The sequence below is a fragment of the Ruegeria sp. CDSC079 genome (assembly GCF_059610505.1).
The window spans coordinates 211,888-237,582 of the sequence record NZ_JBXWNT010000002.1 but is presented as its reverse complement, the minus strand read 5'-3'; the positions used below and the strand labels follow the sequence as shown (position 1 = coordinate 237,582).

At 55.5% G+C, this 25,695-nt stretch carries 26 protein-coding genes and 1 pseudogene; 12 read left to right on the top strand and 15 right to left on the bottom strand.

Features of this window, described 5'->3' with window-relative positions:
• Window positions 1–28 precede the first annotated feature (28 nt).
• From AC2FIC_RS04465 to AC2FIC_RS04455, 3 genes are read left to right on the top strand one after another with little or no spacing between them, the layout of a single operon-like run.
• Window positions 29–859: a heme/hemin ABC transporter substrate-binding protein gene (locus AC2FIC_RS04465; protein ID WP_496701284.1), complete on the top strand. Its 831-nt coding sequence runs from the start codon at window positions 29–31 to the stop codon at window positions 857–859.
• A complete protein-coding gene (locus AC2FIC_RS04460) occupies window positions 856–1,932 on the top strand; it encodes a FecCD family ABC transporter permease (RefSeq protein WP_496692067.1) in 1,077 nt (358 codons plus the stop codon). Before AC2FIC_RS04465 ends, AC2FIC_RS04460 begins: the two co-directional genes overlap by 4 nt.
• A 3-nt stretch (window positions 1,933–1,935) precedes the next feature.
• Window positions 1,936–2,724, top strand: a complete 789-nt coding sequence (locus AC2FIC_RS04455; protein ID WP_496692066.1) for a heme ABC transporter ATP-binding protein — start codon at window positions 1,936–1,938, stop codon at window positions 2,722–2,724.
• Between the two features lie 24 nt (window positions 2,725–2,748).
• Here the strand turns inward: AC2FIC_RS04455 and AC2FIC_RS04450 are convergent, their stop codons facing one another.
• Entirely contained in the window at window positions 2,749–3,453 is a 705-nt protein-coding gene (locus tag AC2FIC_RS04450) for an SDR family oxidoreductase (protein WP_142637939.1), read from the bottom strand.
• A gap of 98 nt (window positions 3,454–3,551) precedes the next feature.
• On the opposite strand from AC2FIC_RS04450, the gene AC2FIC_RS04445 reads away from it, so the two are divergent.
• Window positions 3,552–4,430 (top strand): LysR substrate-binding domain-containing protein, encoded by an 879-nt coding sequence (locus AC2FIC_RS04445; protein WP_496692065.1) that lies wholly within the window; start codon window positions 3,552–3,554, stop codon window positions 4,428–4,430.
• 228 nt (window positions 4,431–4,658) lie between these two features.
• Here the strand turns inward: AC2FIC_RS04445 and AC2FIC_RS04440 are convergent, their stop codons facing one another.
• The 12 genes from AC2FIC_RS04440 to AC2FIC_RS04385 form a co-directional block, all read right to left on the bottom strand.
• The gene (locus tag AC2FIC_RS04440; RefSeq protein ID WP_496692064.1) at window positions 4,659–5,750 is read right to left on the bottom strand and encodes an alpha-hydroxy acid oxidase; all 1,092 of its coding nucleotides are present in this window, start codon (window positions 5,748–5,750) and stop codon (window positions 4,659–4,661) included.
• Window positions 5,750–6,304, bottom strand: coding sequence for a sulfopyruvate decarboxylase subunit beta (gene comE, locus AC2FIC_RS04435; protein WP_496692063.1), 555 nt, complete (start codon window positions 6,302–6,304; stop codon window positions 5,750–5,752). The genes AC2FIC_RS04440 and comE overlap by 1 nt, the downstream gene beginning before the upstream one ends.
• Entirely contained in the window at window positions 6,301–6,807 is a 507-nt protein-coding gene (comD, locus tag AC2FIC_RS04430; RefSeq protein ID WP_142637714.1) for a sulfopyruvate decarboxylase subunit alpha, read from the bottom strand. The genes comE and comD overlap by 4 nt, the downstream gene beginning before the upstream one ends.
• A gap of 40 nt (window positions 6,808–6,847) precedes the next feature.
• Entirely contained in the window at window positions 6,848–7,261 is a 414-nt protein-coding gene (locus tag AC2FIC_RS04425; RefSeq protein WP_496692062.1) for a universal stress protein, read from the bottom strand.
• 33 nt (window positions 7,262–7,294) lie between these two features.
• Window positions 7,295–8,275 (bottom strand): zinc-dependent alcohol dehydrogenase, encoded by a 981-nt coding sequence (locus AC2FIC_RS04420; protein ID WP_496692061.1) that lies wholly within the window; start codon window positions 8,273–8,275, stop codon window positions 7,295–7,297.
• The gene (locus AC2FIC_RS04415; RefSeq protein WP_496692060.1) at window positions 8,272–9,033 is read right to left on the bottom strand and encodes an SDR family NAD(P)-dependent oxidoreductase; all 762 of its coding nucleotides are present in this window, start codon (window positions 9,031–9,033) and stop codon (window positions 8,272–8,274) included. The genes AC2FIC_RS04420 and AC2FIC_RS04415 overlap by 4 nt, the downstream gene beginning before the upstream one ends.
• Window positions 9,026–10,333 (bottom strand): histidinol dehydrogenase, encoded by a 1,308-nt coding sequence (gene hisD / locus AC2FIC_RS04410; RefSeq protein ID WP_271949931.1) that lies wholly within the window; start codon window positions 10,331–10,333, stop codon window positions 9,026–9,028. The genes AC2FIC_RS04415 and hisD overlap by 8 nt, the downstream gene beginning before the upstream one ends.
• A gap of 12 nt (window positions 10,334–10,345) precedes the next feature.
• A complete protein-coding gene (locus tag AC2FIC_RS04405; protein ID WP_142637703.1) occupies window positions 10,346–11,674 on the bottom strand; it encodes a TRAP transporter large permease in 1,329 nt (442 codons plus the stop codon).
• A gap of 12 nt (window positions 11,675–11,686) precedes the next feature.
• Window positions 11,687–12,199, bottom strand: a complete 513-nt coding sequence (locus AC2FIC_RS04400; protein WP_281973202.1) for a TRAP transporter small permease — start codon at window positions 12,197–12,199, stop codon at window positions 11,687–11,689.
• Window positions 12,200–12,312: 113 nt separating this feature from the next.
• Window positions 12,313–13,461, bottom strand: a complete 1,149-nt coding sequence (locus AC2FIC_RS04395) for a TRAP transporter substrate-binding protein (RefSeq protein ID WP_142637699.1) — start codon at window positions 13,459–13,461, stop codon at window positions 12,313–12,315.
• Between the two features lie 21 nt (window positions 13,462–13,482).
• Entirely contained in the window at window positions 13,483–13,668 is a 186-nt protein-coding gene (locus AC2FIC_RS04390; RefSeq protein ID WP_142637697.1) for a hypothetical protein, read from the bottom strand.
• Window positions 13,669–14,124: 456 nt separating this feature from the next.
• Window positions 14,125–14,400: a hypothetical protein gene (locus AC2FIC_RS04385; protein WP_496870030.1), complete on the bottom strand. Its 276-nt coding sequence runs from the start codon at window positions 14,398–14,400 to the stop codon at window positions 14,125–14,127.
• A gap of 101 nt (window positions 14,401–14,501) precedes the next feature.
• Between AC2FIC_RS04385 and AC2FIC_RS04380 the strand changes: the two genes are divergently transcribed.
• Together AC2FIC_RS04380 and AC2FIC_RS04375 are read left to right on the top strand one after the other, a co-directional pair.
• Window positions 14,502–14,693, top strand: coding sequence for a helix-turn-helix domain-containing protein (locus AC2FIC_RS04380; protein WP_496692058.1), 192 nt, complete (start codon window positions 14,502–14,504; stop codon window positions 14,691–14,693).
• 52 nt (window positions 14,694–14,745) lie between these two features.
• Window positions 14,746–15,585: a DMT family transporter gene (locus AC2FIC_RS04375; protein ID WP_496692057.1), complete on the top strand. Its 840-nt coding sequence runs from the start codon at window positions 14,746–14,748 to the stop codon at window positions 15,583–15,585.
• A gap of 51 nt (window positions 15,586–15,636) precedes the next feature.
• Here AC2FIC_RS04375 and AC2FIC_RS04370 read toward each other — a convergent pair.
• A pseudogene (locus AC2FIC_RS04370) lies at window positions 15,637–15,867 on the bottom strand (transposase); the annotation flags it as partial.
• A 498-nt stretch (window positions 15,868–16,365) separates the two neighbouring features.
• On the opposite strand from AC2FIC_RS04370, the gene AC2FIC_RS04365 reads away from it, so the two are divergent.
• The 3 genes from AC2FIC_RS04365 (at window position 16,366) to AC2FIC_RS04355 (ending at window position 20,651) form a co-directional block, all read left to right on the top strand.
• A complete protein-coding gene (locus AC2FIC_RS04365) occupies window positions 16,366–17,385 on the top strand; it encodes a putative 2-aminoethylphosphonate ABC transporter substrate-binding protein (RefSeq protein ID WP_496870028.1) in 1,020 nt (339 codons plus the stop codon).
• Between the two features lie 117 nt (window positions 17,386–17,502).
• The gene (locus AC2FIC_RS04360; protein WP_496701308.1) at window positions 17,503–18,633 is read left to right on the top strand and encodes a putative 2-aminoethylphosphonate ABC transporter ATP-binding protein; all 1,131 of its coding nucleotides are present in this window, start codon (window positions 17,503–17,505) and stop codon (window positions 18,631–18,633) included.
• Window positions 18,630–20,651 carry a putative 2-aminoethylphosphonate ABC transporter permease subunit gene (locus AC2FIC_RS04355; protein WP_496789155.1) on the top strand — a complete coding sequence of 674 codons (2,022 nt, stop codon included), beginning with the start codon at window positions 18,630–18,632 and terminating at the stop codon, window positions 20,649–20,651. Before AC2FIC_RS04360 ends, AC2FIC_RS04355 begins: the two co-directional genes overlap by 4 nt.
• 32 nt (window positions 20,652–20,683) lie before the next feature.
• Here AC2FIC_RS04355 and AC2FIC_RS04350 read toward each other — a convergent pair whose 3' ends face one another.
• Window positions 20,684–21,574 carry a LysR substrate-binding domain-containing protein gene (locus AC2FIC_RS04350; protein ID WP_142637687.1) on the bottom strand — a complete coding sequence of 297 codons (891 nt, stop codon included), beginning with the start codon at window positions 21,572–21,574 and terminating at the stop codon, window positions 20,684–20,686.
• Between the two features lie 119 nt (window positions 21,575–21,693).
• On the opposite strand from AC2FIC_RS04350, the gene AC2FIC_RS04345 reads away from it, so the two are divergent.
• From AC2FIC_RS04345 to phnY, 3 genes are read left to right on the top strand one after another with little or no spacing between them, the layout of a single operon-like run.
• Window positions 21,694–22,881 carry a 2-aminoethylphosphonate--pyruvate transaminase gene (locus AC2FIC_RS04345; protein ID WP_496692054.1) on the top strand — a complete coding sequence of 396 codons (1,188 nt, stop codon included), beginning with the start codon at window positions 21,694–21,696 and terminating at the stop codon, window positions 22,879–22,881.
• A 19-nt stretch (window positions 22,882–22,900) separates the two neighbouring features.
• Window positions 22,901–24,145 carry a phosphonoacetate hydrolase gene (gene phnA / locus AC2FIC_RS04340; RefSeq protein WP_496692053.1) on the top strand — a complete coding sequence of 415 codons (1,245 nt, stop codon included), beginning with the start codon at window positions 22,901–22,903 and terminating at the stop codon, window positions 24,143–24,145.
• Between the two features lie 3 nt (window positions 24,146–24,148).
• Window positions 24,149–25,612 (top strand): phosphonoacetaldehyde dehydrogenase, encoded by a 1,464-nt coding sequence (gene phnY / locus AC2FIC_RS04335; RefSeq protein ID WP_496692052.1) that lies wholly within the window; start codon window positions 24,149–24,151, stop codon window positions 25,610–25,612.
• Window positions 25,613–25,695: the final 83 nt, after the last annotated feature.

Sequence of the window (25,695 nt, the reverse complement as noted above, 5' to 3'; positions counted from 1 at the left end):
GATGCGAGTGATCTGGCCTGCCTTGGCTATGCTGCTAAGTACACAGGTCGCGCAGGCTGCGGACGACGAACCAAAGCGGATCATCGCGATCGGCAGTTCCATCACTGAAATCGTCTACGCTCTGGGTCAGCAAGACAGGCTTGTTGGTCGCGACCGAACATCAACCTACCCGACAGAAGCGATGAACCTGCCCGATATCGGATACCGACGCGCGCTGTCGCCCGAAGGCGTTTTGTCGGTAGAACCAGACTTGGTCCTGGCGCTTGAAGGTTCAGGACCACCAGAGGCGATTGCGGTTCTGCAGGAAGCGGGCGTGCAATACGTCACGATCAAGGATGGGTTCTCTCTGGAAGGCGTGGTCGAAAAAATCCAAACCGTTGGGGCCGTGCTGGGAGCTGACGTTGCTGCCGAGGGATTGGCAGCGCAAACCATACGCCAGATCAATCAGGCGGAATTGGCGGCTAGTAGTGCCGCAGGATCCAACCCGAAACGGGTTCTGTTTGTTCTGTCGGTGCAGGATAACCGGATCACAGTGGGAGGTGTGGATACCCAAGCAGACAGCATCATTCGATTGGCTGGCGGTGTAAATGCCGCCGCCAAAGTGTCAGGTTACAAGCCAATGACGCCCGAAGCGCTGGTGTCGGCTGCGCCTGATGTCATCCTTATGATGGATCGGCGGGGTGATAATAATACCGAGGATGCCGCGCTCTTTTCACTGCCCGCAGTCAAGCTGACCCCGGCGGGCCAGAACAAGATGCTGATCCGCATGCAGGGTGCATATCTTCTTGGGTTTGGCCCTAGAACCGCCAGTGCCATTTCTGATCTGTCAGCAGCTTTGCAGGATGAAGGTGGCTCATGACGCTGACGTTGGATCATATGAGCGCCGAGGCACCTGGGTACAATCGGCGAGCAACCGCACGGCGGGTTACTTTGGCCTTACTGGTATTGCTTGGCCTAACCAGCGCCGCAAGCATTTCAGTCGGTGCTTCGGATGCGTCGTTAAACATGGCGGTGATCGACCTAATCAATGGGCGGTCCCTGTCTGACCTGAATCGGATTGTCCTTTGGGACATACGCTTGCCCCGGCTTGCCATGGGGATTCTGGTCGGTGCCGCACTGGCTGTTTCAGGGGTGGTCATGCAAGGGCTTTTCCGAAACCCGTTGGCGGACCCCGGAATTGTCGGCGTCAGCGCGGGCGCAGGTCTGGGCGCAATTTCAGCCATCATGCTTGGCAGCCACGTGCCAGTGTCGGTTTTGGTCTGGACCGGAAACGGGTTAGTGGCCATTGCTGCTTTTCTTGGTGGCTGGGCGTCTGTTCTGATCCTATACCGTGTCTCGACCAGCGGAGGGCGGACATCGGTCGCAACTATGCTACTGGCCGGCATTGCATTAGGTGCCTTATCCGGCGCTGCATCGGGTGTTCTGGTCTACATGGCCGATGATCAGCAATTACGCGACCTGACGTTCTGGGGAATGGGATCGTTAGCTGGGGCAACCTGGACCAAAATCGCCTCGGCTGCGCCTATCATTTTGGTTGCCCTTGCAAGCACACAATTTCTGGCTCGCGCGCTTAACGGTCTGGCGATGGGAGAGGCGGTGGCCCATCACATGGGCATCCCGGTTCAGCGCAGCAAGAACATTGCCATTCTGGCCGTTGCCGGGGCCACCGGGGCCGCTGTTGCCGTGTCCGGCGGCATCGGGTTCATCGGAATTGTGGTCCCCCATTTGCTACGGCTGGCCACGGGGCCGGACCACCACAGGCTTTTGATGAACTCCGCCCTGCTGGGTGCCAGTCTGCTGCTATGCGCCGACATGATCAGCCGGGTCGTGGTGGCCCCGGCGGAACTGCCAATCGGGATCGTCACGGCAATTCTCGGCGCACCGGTCTTTCTTTGGATCCTCCTGCGCCGCCACGGCATTATGGGAATGTAAATCATGCAAGGTAAGAACATCTGCGTCAGCCTGGGCCGAAAGGACATCTTGCACGACGTGAATTTCAAGGCCGATCCCGGTCATGTCACCGCAATCATCGGGCCCAACGGATCGGGCAAATCGACCTTACTAAAGGCATTGGCCGGAGAGATTGCCTCGACCGGAACCGTCACCCTGAACGGCCACGACATCTCAGAGTTAAAGCCCTGGCAACTGGCCGCGAAACGGGGCGTGCTGCCACAATCGACCAGCGTGGCCTTTCCTTTCAAAGTGCACGAGATTGTCAGACTGGGGCTGGCAAACGGGTTGGCCGCACAAGATGACGGTTCGGTCACTACCGCCCTGGCACATGTCGACCTAGCAGGGTTCGAGCAGAGGTCTTACCAGACCCTGTCCGGGGGTGAGCAGCAGCGCGTACAGTTAGCCCGTGTTTTGACGCAGGTCTGGCAGGCACAACGGGCCGATCATCCCAGCTGGCTTTTACTGGACGAACCGGTTGCCAGCCTGGATATCGCGCATCAATTTACGGTCCTTGGTATCGCAAGCGAATTTGCCGCCCAAGGTGGAGGTGTGGTGGTGGTGATGCACGATCTGAACCTCACCGCGTTATTTGCAGACTGTATTTACGTGATGTCACAGGGCACTGTCTGGGGCTCTGGCACACCTTCAAATATCCTCACCGACGACCTGATGCAGCAAGTTTACGGCATCAACCTACCGATCGGCATTGTGCCGACCGGCCCGCTTCCTTTTGTACTGCCTCAGGCAATGCACAAATGCATTGAGGCTTGATGTTGTGCAAACAGATACGTTGCCTCAGACAGCGCGGGTCAATCCTCCGTCAACGCGCAAGTTTTGACCCGTCATATAACCACCGCCTTCAGACGCCAGCCATGAGACAAGCGAAGAGACCTCCGCAGCATGACCGTAACGCCCCATCGGAATCCGGGCTTTGCGGTCTTCTGTTTCGGGCAGGCTGTCGATGAAACCCGGCAGGATGTTATTCATGCGAATATTCTCTGCGGCATATTTATCGGAATAGAGTTTGGCAAAGGCGGCCAATCCTGCCCGGAAGACGCCTGATGTTGGAAACAGCGGATCGGGCTCGAACGCCGCGAACGTAGAGATGTTGATAATCACCCCCCTGCCCTGTTGCTGCATCAAGGGTGTCACCAGCCGTGTTGGGCGGATAACATTCATCAGATAGACCTCCATCCCTTGATGCCAGTCATCGTCACCGATCTCTAATACGGGCCCTTTCGGGCCATGACCGGCGGAATTGACCAAGACATCGACGCGGCCCCAACGCTCCGTCGCGCCCGTGACCAAAGCAGTCAGATCGTCACCACTGAGGTTAGAACCAGTGACGCCAAAACCACCCAGCTCGGCGCCGAGTGCTTCGCCTTTACCCGAAGAAGAGAGGATGCCGACTTTGAAGCCATCTTTGGCAAGCCGGCGCGCCGCGTCAGCCCCCATGCCACTCCCGCCCGCGGTAATCAAAGCTACTTTTTCTACTGCCATCTGACGATTCCCCTTATGTATTCTGCGAAAATATCCTGTTTCGATGGGTCGTTCGATTGAGATTTGATGTTTCATTACAGTAGAAATACTATTGTCTCATGACTGATCTTCCTCCCCTCAACGGTTTACGGGCATTCGAAGTCGCTGGGCGCCGCCTCAGTTTCCGCGCCGCTGCCGATGAGTTGGGCGTAACACAAGGGGCGGTGGCGCAGCAGGTGCGACTGCTGGAAGCTCACCTAGAAGTCACATTGTTCGAAAGGGTGCCCAAAGGATTGGAGTTCACCTCGGTTGGCCGTAGCTATCACGCACGTATATCGGTTGCCTTTGCGAGCCTTAGATCTGCAACCGCCGAGCTAAAGCCGGAACCGGACAAAGTTATAATAAGCGTCACCCCGACTTTTGCTGCCAGATGGTTGATCCCGAATCTGCCGGACTTTGCAGAGAGCCATCCGGAAATCGACTTGCGGATCATGGCCACTGAAAAAGTTTCCAGCTTTCACAGCGACGGGATCGACCTTGCCGTCCGGCAGGGATCGCCGCCGTTTGGGGCCGCGCTTCGGGCGGCGCTTATTTTCAGGCAAGAGGTGATTGCCGTCGCCGCACCCGAGTTTATCAGCGACGGATTCAATTCGTTAACACCAGATGACCTTGCACGCCTGCCCAAAATTCATGACACGCATGACCTTTGGCCGCGATACCTTGCAGACCTTGGGGTTCGTGACAAATCGCAACGCGGCCTTCGATTAAGCCAGACAGCGCTTGCGGTTGACGCTGCGATCGCGCGGCAGGGTGTGGCCCTTGTCAGCCGTTTCATGGTTTCCCGAGATCTTGAGGCAGGACGCCTGGTAGAGGTTGGTGCGGCAAGAGACATCGGTGGTAGCGATTTTTACCTCCTCATAGAGCGTTCGGCCGCAAACCAACACGCGGTGATGCAAGTCGTAAACTGGCTAAAATCGCGGTCGGCGAAAGAAACGTGATCGGCTTTCGATTCCTGCAAAGCGCACGCATGCGCGTCTGAAATGAAGGGCTGCTTAGGTTTCCCAACGCTTCCCAATTCAGGGTCTTAGTACTCTCGAACCGGCGGGCAAACACCTCGGGCCGCTGGCGTAGTCGAACACAGCGTCCGGGGCAAAATAATTCGTATCGGCATCCGGATCGTGTGCGTTAGAGGCGTTACCGACGGCATTCACATTTGTTCAGTTGCTTCAGGTCAGCTTCGTCCGACCAACCTGAGCAAGTGCACTGGACAACTCTTCGCTGAGGATATTCCACAGTCTATGCAAACCTTCTTCGCCGGCCGCGGCGATTGCAAATTGCAATACGCGGCCAAAAAACACGTAATTTGCACTCTGATCGAGGGCTTTCAGAACGTCTTCGCCAGATCGTAAGCCACTGTCGTAAAATAGCGGAAAATCCGCACCAACGCTGTCTCGTATCCGGCCCAGCGCGTGAACGGCAGCGGGTGCGCTTTCAAGTTGCCGTGCGCCATGATTTGACACTTGAATGGCGTCAACACCTTCGGATTTCAGCTGCAGCGCATCCTCGGCGTTGGTCACGCCTTTTACTACCAGGTTGCCTTTCCACAAATCGCGCAGAGCCTTCAATGTTGTCCAAGTCGCCCTCGCGCGGCTTTCGGTGCGGTCGAACTCAAAGCCCGGCATCTCGAAATTTGCCATCTGAGGGCGACCGGCGGCGAGTGAAGTGAGCGACCATTGCGGGTGCAGGGCAAAGTCCAGAAACTGGCGTGGGCCGATACGAAACGGCATGGTAAAACCATGGCGCAACTCACGCGGTCGGCGACCAACCTCGGGCACGTCGACGGTTACGATCAGGGTTTCGTATCCGGCATCTTGCGCCCGCTTTGCCAGCTTGAATGACCCCGTTCCGTCCCCGCTGAAATAAAGCTGGAACCACGCGTGCCCTTCGGCAACCTCAATCATTTTTTCCAGCGGGGTTGAGGCCACGGTCGAGACCCCCAAAGGCACGGATTCGCGCGCGGCCAACCGCGCCAGCATCAGATCGGCACCGGGTCTGGACAAATTACACATGCCCATCGGCGCAATGCCAAAGGGCCGCTTGGCGATCTTGCCAAACAGCGGCATGTCCAAAGACCGATGGCTGACATCTTTCAGTATCCGGGGTTCAAGGCAAATGTCATCCAGAGCAGCGCGGTTACGCGCAGCCCCCGTTTCTGACCCTGCGGCCCCATCGATATAGTCAAACACCATCCAAGGCAGACGTGCCTTGGCCAAACGCCGCGCATCCTCACTGGAATGAATTCGCGCGGCGCGGTTCATCAACCAGCCACCGCTTTCATAAAGCGATCCTTGATGATCACCGGGTCCATTGTAATGACTGGCATCTTGGCATTTCCGCTGTCGCATTTCACGATCATGACCGTGCCGACCTGTGCGTCCATCGCCTCTTGCAATGCTTTGCCGGTATCAACATCCTGTACTTCAACGACATTATCACATCCGGCCGCACGCGCCATGCCCGCCAGATCGGTTTTACGCCCTGTATAGGTCGGCTGATCACCGGTTGATCCATATGATCCGTTGTCGATAACCATCAGGATGAAATTCGGAGGCATATTGTTCCCGATGGTTGGCAAGGTGCCCAGATTGGTCAACACCGACCCGTCCCCATCGATTGAGATCACGGTTTTAGGCTGCACCAGCGCCAGACCCAGCCCGATGGACGAGGCAAGGCCCATAGTGCCCAGCATGTAGAAATTCGTTGGTTGATCGTCGATGGCATGCAGCTCTTGGCTGGGAATGCCGATGTTACACACCACCAGCTGATCTCGGAGTTGAGGTGCAATTTCCTTGAGGATTTCAGAACGGATCATTGGTCGCCATAGCCTCCCCAGAAATTGGCATCGGTCAGGATTGCCACGGGTTTGTTGCACATAAAGGTATACTTCAGGATCATATCTAGCTCTTCCACATCCTTCTGGTGATGGAAGTGGTAGGTGGGGATATTCATCTGTGCCAACAGCGCCTTGGTATGCACAGCCATTTCCACCTGGCACGCCACGGGCTCGCGCAGCTCTCCGCGGTAGCTGATCAACATCGGCAGCGGCATCCGGTAATACTGGATCAACGTCGCAAGAGTGTTGATCGTCACCCCAATGGCTGTGTTCTGCATGATGATCGCAGGGCGTTTTCCACCCATCCACGCACCGGCACACAGGCCCATGCCCTCGTCTTCCTTGTTCGACGGAATATGGAAGATATCGGGGTGTTGGTCAATTTCCTCGATAACGCCCGCAAGCTGTTTGCAGGGCACCGTCGTCACGAATGAGATGTCATTCGCGACAAGATCATCGGTGATCTTCTTGTCTATGTTCATGTTGCAGAAGGGCCTTTCTTGAAAGGAGAGGAGAGCGTCATCAAGAGGACGCGCGATGCACATGGACGGCACAGCCTGCGTGCCGCACGACGCGGGCAGCTGTAGAGCCCAGGAAATAATCTCTCAGACCAGGTTTGTGGGATCCAAGCACGATGCAGTCGATGCCATGAGCCTCGGAATAGTCGATGATAGTGCGGGCCGAATGCCCTTTTACAATCACAGGCGTGACACCGGGATGTCCAGACAACTTGCCCTCAAGATCAGCACGCGCTTTTTCAAACCCGGCGGCAACCATTTCTTCGTCCAGATACGCACTGACAGAGCCTTGGGGCGCCTCATGAACGTGAAGGGCGAAGATCTGGGCATCTTTTGCACGCAGCGCGTTGGCTATCTTAAGTGTATGAGTCGACACGCCATGGTCCAGCGCCATGGGGACGAGGATTTTATGGTACATGAAGTGTCTCCATTTGGTTGGTGATCATAAGTGTCAGGCCCACGGGTCGAGGATGATCTTGGGGGCTGCAACCACTCCCGATCGTAGATCGGCAAATGCCTGCGGTCCATCATTCAGGCTGCGATGTTCTGCCCAGTCTAGCGGGCCAAGCGCACCATCGAAAAGCGCGGTGCAGGTATCCCGGAAGTCCTCCGGTGTGTAGGTATAGGTTCCGATGAACGTCACCTCTTGCAAAGTCATCCGCCGGATATCGAGGCCACCCGTGTCTTCGCCCAGGCCGATGTGGACAATGACACCCCCCGGTTCAGCCATGGCAGAAGCTGCCGCGCGTGTTGCCGCGTATCCGACGGCGTCGACCACGATGCCGTACTGCCCTGCCCCTGCGGGTACAGATTTCACTAGGCATTGATCTTCCAGGAATGTGCGTCGCTTGTCGCTTGGTTCAGCAACGGTTACGTCATCGACTCCTTGTGCCTTGAGGGCAAGGGCCGCAGCAAGGCCAATGGCCCCGCCACCCAGCACAAGCGCCGTGCGGCTGGCACCCGGATCAAGCGCCATCAGCCCCAACCGTATGGAATGCCAACTGACGGCCAGAGGTTCGGCCAGTGCAGCCTTTTGCAACGAAACATGACCCGGCACCGCGATAAGATTGCTGCCTTGCATTGCCACATATTGGGCAAAAGCCCCTTCGCGCGGCGGCATGGAAATGATCATACGGTCCGGGCACAGATTATCGCGGCCCGTCTGACACGCGGGACAGGTGCCACAACTGACCAGCGGGTTGATCGTGACCCGTTCGCCGTCACGGGCGCCGCCTTCAATCACACCTGCGGCCTCATGGCCAAGGATCAGGGGCGCAGGGCGCCTGTCGTCATGCCCGAGATACGCGTGCATGTCCGACCCGCAGATGCCCGAGGCTTCGATACGAACCAGCGACTGGCCCTGACCGACTGTCGGGTTGGGGACTTCGCGCACACCAAGCGTTTCGACGCCTTCATAGACCAACGCTTTCATTTTGCTGTGAACCCTCCGTCGACCATCAAGGTTTGTCCGGTCACGTAACCTGACGCGTCCGAGCAGAGAAACAGCATGGGGCCGTCCATGTCATCCAAACGGCCATTGCGTCCGATGCAGGTCTGGGCGGCATTGCGCGTGGCTCGGTTCGGATCGGCAAAGACGGCCTCGGTCAGCTCTGTCGGAAAAAACCCAGGCCCAATCGCATTGGCTGTGATGCCATAGGTCGACCAGGCCTCGGCCATAGCGCGGGTCAGTTGGGCAATGCCCGCCTTGGTCGTCCCATAGGCGATGCCACCGGGAAAAGCGCGCGTGGTTTGGAGCGATGCAAAATTTACGATCCGCCCCCACCCCTTGGCCTTCATCGCGGGCACCAACGCCTGGCTCAGGAAAAACGGAGCCGAGATGTTTAGTGCCACGGTCTGATCCCAACCTTCTGGTGTCACGTCATCCGCCGTCTGACGGATGTTGATGCCAGCGGCGTGCACAATGATGTCTGGCGCTCCGAACGGTGCGCTGACCGCTTCTACCAAGTGTGAGAGTGCATCACGGTCGGCGACATCCGCTGCAACGTAGTCCACATCTTTGCCGACCTCGTTTTGCAAGCGCTGCAGAGCGTCTTCGCGACGGGCTACGCCCACCACGCGGGCCCCGGCGCTTGCCAGTGCGATGACCGCACGCCGCCCGAGGCCGGAGCTGGCGCCGGTTACACAGGCCACACGGCCAGTCAGGTCAAACAGAGATCGTGGATCAGCCATTTGCAGTCAGGTCGAACGCTTCATCCGGGAAATACTTGGCCAGACGAACATCCGCAGCACGGGCGTGCCCTTCCATCCCCTCAAGGCGGGAAATGCGCGCTGTGGCTTCGGCCACCTGCTTGGCACCTTCGCGTGTGGCGCGCTGCCAAGTGACGATCTTCATGTATTTATGGACCGACAAACCGCCGGTATAATTCGCGGCCCCTGACGTTGGCAGCACATGGTTGGTGCCCGTTGCCTTGTCGCCATAGGAAACGGTTGTCTCTTCCCCAAGGAACAGCGAGCCGTAACAGGTGAGCCGATCAAGCCACCAATCCAGATCTTCGGCCTGTACCGTCAGATGTTCGGGCGCGTAATCATCGGAGCACGCGGCCATTTCCTCGCGGTCTGGACATACGATCACTTCGGCATAGTCGCGCCAGGCGGCAAAGGCGTTGTCGCGGTTCACTTCGGGCAGATCATCGATCAGGGCAGGCACAAGCTCCATCACCTTTTCGGCCAACACCCGGTCATCTGTGACCAGCCAAACAGGTGAGTTATAGCCATGCTCGGCCTGGCTGACCAAATCCGTTGCCACGATATGTGGATCAGCGGTCGCATCCGCCAGGATCAAACTGTCCGTTGGACCCGCGATCATGTCGATCCCTACGCGGCCAAAGAGAATACGCTTGGCTTCTGCGACAAACTGATTGCCCGGCCCCACAAGGATGTTGGCCTTGGGCAGGCCAAACAGTCCGAACGTCATTGCGGCCACGCCCTGAACGCCACCCAGCGCCATGATCTTGTCCGCACCACACAGGTGCGCCGCATAGATGATGGCCGGGGCAACACCCACACCCGGACGGGGGGGCGAGCAAGCGGTGATGTGACCACAGCCTGCAACTTTGGCCGTTGTCACCGTCATGATGGCTGACGCAATGTGGCTATAGCGACCACCGGGCACATAACAGCCCGCCGCATCAACCGGGATCGCCTTTTGCCCCGCAACCATGCCCGGTACGATCTCAACCTCGACATCGGATACCGTGGCCTTTTGCGCCTCGGCAAACCGTTTGACGTTGTCATGTGCAAACCGGATGTCCGCTTTCAGCTTTTCCGGCACGAGCGCGGCTGCAGCCTCGATTTCCTCGGCGGTCAATAGGACATTGCCATCGTAACGGTCGAACTTGGCTGCGTATTCCAGAGCCTTTGCATCTCCGCCCGTTTCGATATCGGCCAGAATTGTCCTGACCGTCTCGTGGACTTCGGAAGCATCCGATTTAGCGGTTAGGGTCGCTTTTTTCAGGTATTCACGTTTCATCTTAGCGAGGTCCTACTTGTAGATTTCGGGCAAGAACGTAGTCGAAATCGCTGGCATATAAGCAATCAGCAACACAACCAAGAACATGCAAAGAACAAAGGGAACGGCACGGGCGGCAATCTTGAGGATGGATTCCCCGGTTATGCCAGACACCACGAACAGGTTGAGCCCCAATGGCGGCGTGATGAAGCCTACGCCAAGAGCTGTGATCATCATGATGCAGAACTGTATCTCGTTCATGCCGATGTTGTCCGCGAGTGGTTTCAGGATAGGCGCAAGGATCACGATATTCGGCGTGGTTTCCATAACGCAACCGGCGGCGATCAGGATTCCGATCATCAGCAGGATCAGTAACCATGGTTCATCCGTCAGCCCGGTCACCGATGTCACAAAACCTTGCGGAACGCCCATGATGGCCAGCGCTTCGGCCAGCGGAGCCGAGAAAGCGATTATGGGAAGGATGACGCCGTTCACCTTTGCCGAACTGACCAGCATGGCGGGAAAATCCGCAAGGGACAGCGTCCGCAGAATAAAGCCCATGATGATTGTCACGACGACGGCCGTTGCACCCGCTTCTGTTGGTGTCAGGCGGCCCGAGAATATGCCGTAAAAGATGATGCCCGGCACGATAAACGCATACCAACCGGATTTTAGAGCACGGCCCAGATTACCCAACCATTCGGCCATCGTCATCTGTCCGCCACCTTCATAGGCGTAGATGCGGTTCACGATCAGGTTCGTGATCAGGATCGACAACAGGATCGCGATCCCCGGGATCAAGGCCGCAAGGAACAGGGTCGATGCGGATATCCCCAGAACAAGGCCGATGATGATATAGGCGATCGACGGTGGGATCAAAATGCCGGTACAGGCGCCCGCCGCCACCAGAGCGCAGGCATAGGGACGCGGATAGCCGCTTTCGACCAAGCGTGCGATAGTCATACGTCCGACCGCGGCCGCACCAGCTGCGTCCGATCCCGAAATGGCCGCGAACATGCCACAGACAAGAACCGTCGCAGACCCGAAACCACCCTTGGTGAAACACGTCAGTGCCTCGGCAACATCAAGGAATTTTCGACTGAGCCCGGTTCGGACCAGCACGTCCCCTGTCAGGATAAACAGCGGCACCGCGGTCAGCGCAAAGGCATCAATGCCGGTGAACAGCTTTTCACCAACAAGGCTCAGGGGAAGGTCGCCGGACATGACCAACATCAGGATCGCCGAGGTCCCGATGGCGGCCCAAACCGGAACCGCCAGTGCAATCAGCGAGACGAATATGATAACGGGCAGATAGAAATCCCAACCCAGCTCGACGGTTTGATCAAAGGTTTGCCAAAGCATTCAAATCATCCCTCAATCAAAGAGTGTGTCGCCCTCAAAAACGGGTTTGCCCGTTCTGAGAGAATGGATGTCGCGCAGTAGGGATTGAATCAGCCGCAATATGATCAGGCCGAACCCCAATGGAACCGCCATCAGGAACCATACTTTGGAAATGCGCAGCCCGTCCGTGACCGATCCGAATTTGGCAGACACATGCACGGCTTCGTAGGACCAATAGAGGGCAATCACAGCAACACCGAACATCACCAGGTCGCCAAAGATATACAGCAAAGCCTTCGGACGCGGCCCAAGGTAGTGCATCAGCACGTCAATGCGGATATGCGCGCGCTCTTTCACTGCAGCCGCAGCACCAATCCATGCGAGATAGATGAAGGAGTACCGCACAATTTCTTCGCCCCAGATCGAGGAAAAAGAGAATATTTCCCGGCGCAGCACCTCGATCGCCATGGTGATGACAAGCATCACGTAGAAGACCAGAAGCAACCAGCGCTCGGCGTCTCTATCAATTCGGCGCAAAAAGCTCATGTGAGAACCTGCTGATTTGCCTAGCAAAACGCACCGCGCTGACGCGTTTGGATTTTACTGAGGCGGGAAAGATTGGTGATCGGGCGCGCGTGGAGGCACGCCCGACCCGACAGTTAAGCGTCATGCACGTAGTACTTACCTTGGGTACCTGCGGCTTCTTCCATCTTGGCGAAGTTGTCCATGGACCCGGCCAGATCGATCTTGAACTCGTCCCATTCGGACCGTTGGTAGCCACCAGCGGCTTTCCATTCGGCCAGTTGCTCTTCGCTGAGCGAGTGGAATTCGACACCTGCTTTAATCAGTTCGGCCATAGCGTAGGCGCGGGCCGATGGCACTTTGGCAAGGTTCTGGTGCGAGGTCATCTCGGACCCCCACATGATCCCTTCCTGCACGTCGGCGGGCATTGAGTTAAACCATTCCAGGTTGCACGAATAAACTTGGCTATCCGGCACGGCCTGAGTGAAGGTCACATGGCTCAGGATATCTTTGAAACCAAAGACTTCGAGCGCACCCACGGACGGGTCAAGCGCGTCAGCGACGCCCTGTTTGATCGCAGACGGGGTTTCTCCCCAGGCCACAGGCGTCGGATTTGCACCAACCATGCGGTAGTATTGCTGCAGCATCTTCGAGCCGGGAACGCGGAACTTGACGCCGGACAGGTCGCCAGGTGTCAAGACCGGTCCGGGGCCACCCTTGCGGATGGCAACGACACGGGGGTCGATGTTGATATAAAACAGCGCCTTGAAGCCGTTCTCCTCAACCTTCGGCTCGACCGTGTCCTTCCAGAACTGCGAGTTGACGAGGTTTGTGAAACGCTGGTTTGACCCGCACAGATACGGCATGTTGATCAGGTCAACGGTCGACGCAAACGGCGCGAAATTCGAAAGCGAATGCTGTGCTGCCTGAATTGTGCCACCCTGCACCGCCTGCACCAGCGCGCCGCCTGCACCCAGCTGCCCGCCAGGCGCGAGTTTGACATAGACCTTGCCGTTGGTCGCGTTCTGGATGTTTTCCTTCAGGTCCAGCTGCATGATTGGATAACCACGCGACGCACCGACCGGATAGGCAGTTGCCAGAACCATGATATGGTCCGCTGCAGCCTCGCGGTCGCGCTCTTCGCTGGCACTTTGCGCTGCAGCTTCAGTTGACCACAACGTCCCCGCAGCACCAGCTACCATGGCCGCTGTGAAGCCGCCTGTTGCCGTCAATTTCAGAAAATTTCGGCGTGCTGCCGACGCAAGGTCCTTGCGATCTTTGTCCATTATGTTTCCTCCCAGAAATCCTTAGCTGCCGTTCTTTTTGTTTCGGTCAGCCTCTTTTTGAAGAATGGCGACGACAAACAATATCGACGCGGCAAACAGAACCAGCATTTCGCCCACGTCCCCAAGGAATGCGCTTGCTGCAAAGGCCCCCAGAGCGACGTTGGCGAAGTAGATGACAAAGACGATCAGCGAGGCGGTAAGGAACATAAAACAGGATCCGAAAAGGTTGCAGTTCTGAGCGACACTGTAAGCGCTTACATTCGATTCGTGCAAGCGCTTACATTGAGGCGCATTTTTTGGCGCTCTCGGCGATTGCGGACAGGAAGACCCCAAGCAGCGACCAAAGTAATACTATTATGGTCGGATACATTCTGAAAATTCATCGTGTTAGCCAAGTCGCCGTACAACAAGAACGGTAGGCCGGGTTCCACACCGCTGCGTCAGCCGATGCGCGGGATATCAAAAGCCCCGACCGTGAACTTATGGAGAAAATCAATAAATGAGATGACCAATCTGCAGGCGGTAACGAGTATCTCGCCCCCTGCATCCCGCTATGGCAATTTGATCGGAGGCGGCTTTTGCAAGCCAAAGGCAGGCCGGTATTTTGACAATCTAAGCCCGATTCCCGTCCAGCCCATTGGCCAGATCACACGGTCTGATGCTTCAGACGTTGAGGCCGCGCTGGACCCAGCGCATTCGGCTGCCGATGCCTGAGGTTCGACCAGCGTGACCGAGCGCGCGAATGTTCTCATGCGGATAGAGCAAAAGCTGGAAGACAATCTGGAGATGCAGGCTATTGCGTGGTCCTGAATTCGGCCAAGCAACGCCAGCGACAATCATGGTGTTCTGTGAACTGATCGCGGATATCCTGCCTGCTGGCGTGTTGAATGTTTTTAACGGATTGGCCTTGAGGCGGGTATAGGACCCTAGGGCGTTCATATCGCAAATAAAACGTTTTCCTCAATTCTGATTGAATTCTCTCAAGACACGGAAGCCTGACAGTTTTGACCGCCAATCAATGCCTAACCTCGTTACGAACCATGACGAACTCAAAGCCAAACTATATGGCAGAGCGGTTGGAGAAGGCTCATGCCATCGCCGAATTCACTGAACTGTATATGACAGAAATTGCATTGGCCTGTGGATTTGTTTCCTGTACGACGCTTTCGCAGCGATACAAGCGAAGATTTGGTAGAACGCCAGTCGATCAGCGCATGAAGCAGAGCGCATAGAGGTGCAAAATCATATGTGTCTACAAGGCGTTTTCGCTGATTGCGACGAGCTATGACAGTACATGCGATCCTCATCGTACTGTTTGCGGCTTTCCTTCATGCGCTGTGGAATGCGGTCGTAAAGGGCGCGCCTGACAAGGCCATTATGTTGGGATTAATCTCGATCGGGCATGCCATACCTGCGCTTGCCGTGCTTACTTTTACGGGCTTTCCAGTAATGGCTGCAATTCCATACATTATTGGTTCCACCTTGATTCATTGGGGATACTACTGGTTTCTCAACACGGCCTACCGTTACGGCGATTTATCGGTGGTGTACCCCATCTCGCGCGGGATAACGCCCATATTAGTGGCGTTGGGAGCGGTCTTTCTTGCCGGTGAATTCCTTCCTCCGGGCGCGTGGATCGGTATTGTCTGCATTTCGGCCGGCATCGGTTGCCTGTCTTTTGGCGGACTTGGAAAGGGCACGAACTGGGTAGGTATCGCGGCGGCATTCGGAACAGGTTTGATGATTGCTTCCTACTCTTTAGTCGACGGTATTGGCGTGAGACTGTCAGGGAATACGCTTGGATATATCACGGTATTGTTCGTGGCTGAGATCTTCGTGGCGGGGTTCATCTTCTCGACCCGATGGGAGCGCCTCATCGCACTTCCAAAGAGATATGTCTGGTCAGGCTTAGCAGGAGGAATCATTTCCGGCTTAGCCTATGGTCTGGTGCTCTATGTTAAGAGTTTCGCGCCGTTGGGTGTTGTATCAGCGCTCCGAGAAAGTTCGGTCATCTTCGCTTCAATAATAGGTGTGATGTGGTTTGGTGAGGGCCCAAAATCCAACAGGCTCCTGGCGGCGATAATCGTAGCAGTTGGAATTGTGGTTCTGGCCCTAACAAGATGACTTACAAGTTGGACTAAGGAGAAGGAAGTTGCGGGATAACGAGTCCAAGGGCAGGTCTTTAACTTCGGATAAGGTCGCCGCACGTATCTTATAGCCCGCGAGGCGCTTCTTGCCAGTTTCAGGGAGTTCTTTGGACCAGCTATAGTACAGACTCTGAGCAATGCCTGCCCGGCAGCACAGCTCCACAATGCTGCCTTCGCCCTTGCGCTTGTCCAGAACGATCCAGATCTTCTCTTCCGCTGAATAGTGCTTGCGGGTAGCACGACGGATATCCTTGACGATCTTTTAGCCGTGGCTCTTACGTGTTCTGGGTTTCTATCTCACCTCCACTCCTTGGCGGGTACGATGTGCCAGAAAATCTCTCTTATCAAATCGACCTGTACTGTCCCGCAAGTGCTGACGTCAGACATTTGCAAAGGTATTTGCGAGCACTATGACAGTCATGTTCGATTGGCGGCTGGTCAGTCGACAGGTAGCAGTATGTAGCCTCGGATTTCGTAGCCCACCGCCCGTTCGATGGGCGAATGCCGAAGCGCACTGATTTGAACGAAACTCTTGGGTGACTGGTGCAGGGAGAGTTCCTATCTCATATCAATGGGGTATGACACTCAATTCCGAGCGCTAGGGCGGATTGCCTTACATAGGTTTTGCTTATGATGTGGAAGGTATAATCGATTTTTCTTGATCTATTTATCTGTCACACTGCCGGGGCATGGAACTGCAAATAAGCGCTGCTCAAGAATGGCGTTCCCGAGAATAATCAACCGACAGAGGATCACGATGAAACATAAGACCAAATTTCTTGCAGCCCTGGCCGTAAGCTCCTTGACTGCTACAGTTGCGTTATCTGAAACCGAATTGACAGTTTACACAGCCGTCGAAGCTGAAGACCTGGCGCGCTACGCTGAGACGTTCAATGCGAGCAATCCGGACATCAAAATCAACTGGGTGCGGGATTCGACCGGGATCATCACCGCCAAACTGTTGGCCGAGAGGGACAACCCTCAGGCAGACGTCGTGTGGGGTCTCGCGGCCACTTCGCTGTTGTTGCTCAAGTCCGAAGGTATGCTGGAGCCTTACGCGCCTGCGGGTGTTGGCGACCTAGACGCGAAATTTGTCGATGGCGACAATCCTCCGGCGTGGGTTGGCATGGACGCTTGGGTTGCCGCAGTTTGCTACAATACCGTCGAGGCCGAGAAAGCGGGATTGACGCCGCCGACATCGTGGAAGGATCTTACAGACCCCATGTATAAGGATCAGGTGATCATGCCAAATCCGAACTCGTCGGGCACTGGTTTCCTTGATGTTTCAAGTTGGCTGCAGATGTTCGGCGAAGAAGGCGGCTGGGAGTACATGGACGGATTGCACGAGAACATCGCGCGATATACCCACTCTGGTTCAAAGCCGTGCAAACTGGCTGCTGCAGGTGAGATCCCGATTGGCATCTCTTTTGCTTTCCGTGGTGCTAAGTCGAAAGCTGATGGTGCGCCGCTTGAGATCATTGTCCCGTCAGAAGGTGTCGGCTGGGACATGGAAGCGACCGCTATTGTTGCCGGTACTGCAAATCTCGAAGCCGCGCAGAAACTGGTTGATTTCACCGTCACCAAGGGAGCCAACGAGATGTACAACACAGGGTACGCCGTTGTCGCCTATCCTGGCGTCGCAAAACCGGTCGAGCACTTCCCTGAAGGTCTTCTGGATGCGATGATCGACAACGACTTTGAATTTGCCGCCAACAACCGCGCGGCGATACTGAAAGAATGGCAGTCTCGCTATGACGGGAAGTCTGAAGCGAAGTAAACCAACCAGCAGAAGAGGTGTAAGCACCTCTTCTGCACACCACTCTATTTTTCCAAACAACGCGACCAGCGCGCCCGGCTTCAACCGGCCCAGATCGGCCGTTCCCGAGGTGCAGATATGAGGACCGCTCCCGTGCTTCAGAAAACCCCACCCGGTGAACTGTATCTAAGCATCCAGAATTTGTGGAAGGCGTTCGGCAGCTTTCTTGCACTCAAGGACATATCCCTCGAAATCAACGAAGGCGAATTTGTCTGCTTTCTGGGGCCGTCGGGTTGCGGCAAAACAACCTTGCTCCGGGCGATTGCGGGTCTCGATCTGCAAACCAAGGGCACTGTCATGCAAGACGGCAAGGATGTGTCAAATCTGCCGCCGTCAGAGCGTGATTTCGGGATTGTGTTTCAGTCTTACGCCTTGTTCCCGAACCTGACGATCGAAAAGAACATTGCTTTCGGCTTGGAAAACACTGGTCGCAGCAAATCGGATATTGCCGTTCGTGTCAGCGAACTGCTTCATTTGGTTGGGTTGCCTGAACAAGGCAAAAAGTATCCTGCGCAATTGTCCGGTGGCCAGCAGCAGCGGATTGCGTTGGCCCGCGCCATTGCGACCAACCCCGGTCTCTTGTTGCTGGATGAGCCGCTTTCGGCATTGGACGCAAAGGTGCGCGTCCATCTACGTCACGAAATCAAAGAGCTGCAGCGCAAACTGGGTGTGACTACTGTGATGGTTACGCATGATCAGGAAGAAGCGCTGGCGATGGCGGACCGGATCGTGGTCATGAATCATGGGGTTATCGAGCAGGTGGGGTCACCTACAGAAATTTACCGAGAACCCGCAAACTTGTTCGTGGCAGACTTCATCGGGGAAATGAACCAGATCCAGTCTCAGGTCACCAAGGGTGGTCGACTGAGCGTCGGCGAAAAGACCTTTGCGTGCCTCAGCCACACGTTCAACGACGGAATGCCAGCGATTGCGGCGATCCGACCCGAGGATATCATCCCGCATGAGGCTGGTTATCTCGATACCGGCGGCAACAGGAATTGCATCGACGTCACTCTCGATGAAATGGAATTCCTCGGTTCATTCTGGCGATGCCGCTTGAGCAACGAGCGATTTGGATCTTCGGAACTGATCGCAGATTTTTCGATCAATGCCGTGCGCCGCCTAGAACTGGAAGAGGGTAGGACCATGGTGATTGAACTGCCCGAAAACCGGCTAATGGCCTTCGATGTTCCGGAGACGGCAGCATGAGCGAGATTTCAACCAACCCGGGGACTCTTCCAGCCGGACCTGACATCAAACCCAAGCTCAGCAGGGATGACATCCTGATGCGCGGCAGCATGTTCGTGATCGCACTCTATCTGGTCGCGACGTTGGTCCTGCCGCTTTACACGATGCTTTCCAAGTCATTCTCGACCTATCGGATGGAGTTGTCACAATACGAGTTTCAGGTCAGTGACGAAGCGGGGCAATTTGACGGAACCATCCTGTCAGCCGACACACTGAACGAACAAATCGGGGCTTTTTCAGGCACCGATCTGTCTACCGGCTCAGACGGGCGGCTATCGGTAACCGAGCTTTTTCCCGATTTCAGCTTTCGCAGTCCGGTCATGTACCAAATCCGTAACACAAGCGACACCGGGCGGTTTCTTGTCGGTTCAACGCTGCAAGACAATACGGATTGGGTCACGCTCGATTCCAATCAGTTCCGGCGGGTTCAGCTGAGGCCAGTTCAATCGCGAGGCTTGGAAAATTTCGTCAACTACTTCTCAACCCCGGCACTGTTCAATTCTATCAAGAACTCCCTTTGGATTTCTGTAATTAGCACCATTGTCACAGTAACTTTGGCGTTCTGGTTCGCTTATGCGCTGAACCGGAGTTGCATGCGGTTCAAGGGTGTGTTTCGTCTGATTGCGATGGCTCCGATCCTGGTGCCTTCGCTGTTGCCCGGGATCGCGCTGGTCTATCTGTTCGGCAATCAGGGCATGATAAAAGAGTTGCTGTTCGGCGCCAGTATCTATGGTCCGATTGGCATCGTGATAGGCTCGGTGTTCTTCACCTTCCCGCACGCCTTCCTAATCATTTCAACGGCACTGGCGATCTCTGATGCACGACTATACGAAGCTGCGGTCAGCCTGCGTTCAACGCCGTGGCGTACTTTTTGGACGGTCACCGTTCCCGGCGCGCGATATGGTCTGATCTCGGCCGCTTTCGTTGTATTTAATCTGGTCATAACTGATTTTGGTCTGCCAAAAGTTATTGGAGGTCAGTTCAACGTTCTGGCGGTTGATATCTACAAGCAGGTGATCGGCCAGCAGAACTTTGAAATGGGTGCCGTAGTCTCGGTCGTTCTGGTTATCCCGGCAATCCTGGCGTTCGCCATCGACCGCATGGTGCAATCAAAGCAGGTTGCCTTATTGTCGGCCCGGTCGGTCCCGTACCAGCCAACCCCAAATCGAAAGGCAGATCGGTTCTTTCTAATCTATTGCTGTCTGATCGGTTTGTTCATCGTTGGGCTGCTGGCTGTGTGCCAATTCGCGGCGCTCATCAAGTTTTGGCCCTACGACCTGAGCCTGAGCCTGAAGAACTACGATTTCAACAAGATGGATGGTGGCGGTTGGGGCTCCTACATTAACTCGATCAAGCTGGCGCTTTTGACGGCGGTGATCGGTACTTCAGTCGTCTTCTTTGGTGCCTATCTGGTTGAAAAGTCGAACGGGTTCAGAACAGGTCGATCGATCTTTCAGATGTTCGCGATGCTGCCAATGGCGATCCCGGGCATGGTACTGGGCCTGTCATACATCTTCTTCTTCAATAGCCCGTCTAATCCGCTGAACGGTATCTACGGAACAATGGCAATTTTGGTGATCTGTACGGTGACACACTTCTATACTGTGTCGCACCTGACGGCAGTGACAGCACTCAAGCAGATGGACAGAGAATTCGAGTCGGTATCAGCCTCGCTCAAGCAACCGACGATGAAGTTGTTTGCCCGTGTCACGGTCCCTGTTTGCCTGCCAGCCGTGCTGGACATATCAATCTATCTGTTCGTAAACGCAATGACGACGGTATCTGCGGTTGTGTTCCTATACTCGCCCAAAACCACGTTGGCATCTATTGCAGTGCTAAACATGGACGATGCGGGCGATATTGCGCCGGCTGCCGCAATGGGGATGATGATCTTCTACACAAACGCCGCAGCGCGGATCATCCACCTGATTGCTTCCAAAGGCGTCCTCGGTCGCACGCAAGCCTGGCGAACTCGCTAACAAGAAAGCCCATTTAGGCATCTCCCCACCGATCACTGATTGGTGGGGTTTTGTTTTTCTTCTAGAACAGAATTGGCGAATTTCATGAAGGCGCGAATGGTCTTCACCTCACGCCGTTGGGACAGATAGATCATACTTTCTCCCATTTGCAGGTCGACGTCTTGCAGCTTGATTTGTCTGAGTCGGTCGTCGTGACCGTATTCTGCCTGGGACACGAACCCGATACCTGCACCTGATGCCACCAACTCTCTGACGGCCTCTCTTCCTTCGGCCACAATCGCCGGTTTCAGCGGCACCCCCCGTTTACTGGCTTCATCTTCGAGCTTTTGGCGTGTTTTTGATCCCTGTTCCCTGAAGATGAGAGGCAACTCCGCCAGCTCTGCGAGGGACAATGTAGGTTTTGACGCGAGAAGCAAACTGCGGGCCGTGAATGCCACGATCTCGGTCGAACCGAGGCTAAGAACGCTCATGTCCTTGCCGGGAGACACGCTGCCAACAACACCAATTTCTGCGTTGTAAGATCTGAGTTCCTCCAAAATGTCCTCGGTGTTGCCAGCGCGGACGGTAATCGTAATGTTTGAATATTTTTCTCGGAATGGCCCCAGAAAGTCGGTCAAGTGGTGCGCGGAATCGGCAAGGATCCGCAGCTCGCCGTCGATCGCAGCCCTCGTTTCAGACAGATAGTCCTCGATCTGATCCTCGATCTCAAAATACTGCTTGGTGTACCGGTAAAGCTGCGTCCCCTCCGGGGTTAGGTTCACTCTTTTTCGCTCACGCTTGAACAACAACAAATCATGATCCTGCTCAAGTTTGCGAACCTGCTCTGAAATTGCTGGCTGCGTCAAAAAAAGCGCCTCTGCAGCACGCGAAAACCCACCATATTTGGCCACGAAATGAAAGGCTTTGAGCTGGCTATGTCGCATTTCAAACTCCTGAAGGTTCGAGCATAGGCTGAGCTTATAATTAGATTGATATTTGCAATTTCACATATAGCTGCGGTTGCTGCAACTGTGTCTTTGAAACGTTGATCTGGAGCTTGGTTATGACGTCTTCTTTTCCTCAAATTGAACAACCGCGTCTCGGCGAGCCCTATCTACTAACTCCTGGCCCCTTGACCACGTCATACGCCGTGAAAGAAGCCATGTTGAGGGATTGGGGAAGCTGGGATGATGACTTTCGGGGTATGACCCAGGAGTTGCGCTCCAGTCTTTTGGCATTGCTTGGCGAGGGCGCCGATGAGTTTGACTGCGTACCGATGCAGGGGAGCGGATCGTTTTCAGTAGAGGCGATGCTGGCTTCGTTCATTCCGCGCGATGGCAAGGCATTGGTGCTGGCCAATGGCGCTTACGGTCAACGCTCGGCGCAAACGCTCGAGTATCTGGAACGCGATCATGTTGTCTTGGACAAGGGCGACTATCTGCCGCCGCGTGGTTCAGAAGTTGCCGAGATTCTGGCGAATGATTCCGCGATCACCCATGTCGTTGCTATCCACTGCGAAACAAGCTCGGGCATTCTGAATCCGGTAGAGGAAATATCGGAGGCGGTTTACGCCGCTGGTCGCAAACTTCTTGTCGACTCAATGTCAGCCTTTGGTGCGATCGAGTTGAAGCCTACGGAAGTCCGCTATGAGGCAATGGTTTCGTCCGCCAACAAGTGTATTGAGGGTGTTCCGGGGTTTGGGTTCATAATCGCGCGCAAGAACGAGCTTGAGGATGCCAAGGGTAACAGTCATTCGCTGTCTCTGGACGTTCACGCGCAGTGGGCGCATATGAACAAAACCGGTCAATGGCGATTTACGCCGCCCACCCATGTGGTTGCCGCTTTCATCGAAGCCCTCAGGGCACATGCGGCTGAGGGCGGCGTTTCCGGTCGCGGAGCCCGATACACCAGCAACAGGGATGTTGTGGTCGCCGGCATGCGTGAGCTGGGTTTCGAAACTCTGCTCGACAATCGCTGGCTGAGCCCAATCATCGTAACATTCTTCTGCCCGGCCGATGAAAACTTTGTCTTTGATCAGTTCTACAAACTGATGAAAGAAAAAGGGTTCATCATTTACCCGGGCAAGTTGACCGTCGTCGACAGCTTCCGCGTTGGGTGCATCGGTCAGATGGACGACAAGGTTATGCGGAAAGTTGTAATTGCCGCCAAGGAAACTCTGGAAAAAATGGGTGTGTCGAGTGCCACACCTCCTCTCCAAGCTTTAGAAGAACGCGCCAAACTGGCCGCTTAAGGATCAAGGAACAAACCAAATGACCATCCACACCCCTGTTGAAGCCAACGAGCGTGTCTACCCGATGCCCAAAGTGCCCGCCATTGCCATCTGCCTTGACGGCTGTGAGCCGGATTATCTGGACAAAGCTATTGCTGACGGTCTGATGCCGACGCTCAAGCGGATGCGCGAAACCGGCACTGACCGGCTGGCCCATTCGGTGATCCCGTCGTTTACTAACCCTAACAACCTCAGCATTGCGACTGGCCGTCCGCCTATCGTGCACGGCATCTGTGGAAACTATCTGATTGATCCGGACAGTGGTGAAGAAGTGATGATGAACGATGTGCGCTTTTTGCGTGCACCGACCGTGTTCAAGCAGTTCTATGACGCTGGCGCCAAGGTGGCCATAGTCACCGCGAAGGACAAGCTGCGCGCGTTGTTGGGGGCGGGTCTAAAGTTCGACGACGACCGGGCCAAATGCTTCTCTGCGGAAAAGTCCGACACGTCGACCCAGGCTGAGCATGGTCAGGAGAAAGCAAGCGCATGGTTGGGCATGGCCCAACCCGAGGTCTATTCGGCAGAGTTGTCCGAGTTTGTCTTTGCTGCGGGTGTCAAATTGCTGAAAGAGTGGAAACCAGATGTGATGTATCTGACCACCACCGACTACGTGCAGCACAAATACGCACCCGATCAGGCCGAGGCCAAGGCATTCTATGAGATGTTTGACAAATATCTGACCGAACTGGACGCCATGGGCGCTGCCATCGTGGTCACCGCCGACCACGGCATGAAGCCCAAGCACCACGCCGATGGCTCGCCCAGCGTGGTATATGTGCAGGATCTGGTGGATGAATGGCTGGGCAAGGACGCGGCCCGTGTCATCTTGCCGATCACGGACCCCTATGTGGTGCACCACGGCGCACTCGGGTCGTTTGCCACCTGCTATCTGCCCGAAGACGCGGATCGCAACGACATCATCGGCAAACTGAAAGCTACACCCGGCATCACTCATGTTTTGACCAAAGAAGAGGCGATCAAGCGCTTTGAACTGCCCGGTGACCGCATTGGCGATATTGTGATGGTCTCGGGTGAGAACATCTGTATCGGTACCTCTGAAGACCGCCACGATCTGGCCGCTCTCAACGAGCCGCTGCGCAGCCACGGTGGACTGACCGAGCAGGAAGTTCCTTTCATCGTAAACCGGGTTATCGACTTGGGGACTGCGCCCGAGTTGCGCAATTTTGATGCGTTTTTCTATGCAACCACAGCGGCGGCGCAGTAATCCATGAAAGATCAAACCATGTCGAAAATCGAAATCCGCAATGAAGGAATGCGCATCGGGGGCGAGATCGTCTTTACCGACGAAACGGTGCCGGTTCTGTACCCATACACAAACGAGATTGTCGGGCATGTACCCGCCGGCAAGGCGGAACATGCGCGCAAAGCGTTCGAAATCGCGGCAAATTACACTCCAAAGCTCACACGGTATGAGCGCAGCCAGATCCTGCAGCGTGCGGGCGAGTTGATTGGTGAACGTCGTGAATACCTTGCCAAATGGCTGACGTTGGAACTGGGTATCTGTCACCAGCATGCGATTTATGAGACCAAGCGTGCACAAGATGTCTATCAGTTCGCCGCCGCTGAGGCGATGAAGGATGATGGCGAGATCTTTTCATGCGACCTGACCCATAATGGCAAAGATCGAAAAATATTCACCATGCGCGAGCCGGTGAATGCGATTTCGGCAATCACACCATTCAATCATCCACTTAACATGGTCAGCCACAAGATCGCGCCATCAATCGCGACCAACAACTGCATGGTGTGTAAGCCGACGGAACTGACGCCACTGACGGCGCTGACATTAGCTGACATCCTCTACGACGCGGGTCTACCACCCGAGATGTTCCAAGTGGTTACCGGCTGGCCAGGTGACATTGGCGATGAGATGATCACCAATGACAACATCGACATCATCACATTCACCGGCGGCGTGCCGGTGGGTAAGATGATCGCCGAAAAAGGCGTTTACAAGCGGCAAGCTCTGGAACTGGGGGGCAATGACCCTCTGATCGTTTTGAACGATCTTTCTGACGCGGACCTTGAGAAGGCCGCGACCATTGCAGTGGCAGGCGCCACAGGCAATTCGGGTCAGCGCTGCACTGCGATCAAACGTATTCTGGTGCAAGAAAGCGTGGCCGACAAGTTTGTGCCATTGGTTCTGGAAAAGGCGAAGCAGATCAAGTTCGGCGACCCACAAGACCCCGAGACCGAACTGGGCTGTGTCATCCATGACAAGGCAGCTGAACTATTCGAAAAACGCGTTTACATGGCCGAGGCCGACGGCGCAGAAATCCTCTATCATCCGGGCCGTCAGGGCGCACTACTGCCGCCCATCGTTGTCGATAAGGTCCCCCATGACAGCGAGCTGGTGATGGAAGAAACCTTTGGCCCCATTGTGCCCATCGTTCGGGTTCCGGACAATGACGACGAGGTGATGCGTATTTCGAACGGTACCGAATTCGGCCTCAGCTCAGGCGTCTGTACGAACGACTTGAACCGTGCGATTGCCTTTATCAACGGTCTGAACGTGGGCACCTGCAACATTTGGGAACAACCCGGATACCGTATCGAAATGTCCCCCTTCGGAGGCATCAAGGACAGCGGTAATGGGGTCAAAGAAGGTGTCATCGAGGCAATGAAGTTTTTTACTAACGTAAAAACTTACTCGCTGCCCTGGCCACGCTAGTTTTTGTGCCCCGTCCCGACCCGGGTCGGGGCACCACAAGTTCCTCCCTGGTACTGGCGGACTTTGCGAGGTCCGCATTTTTT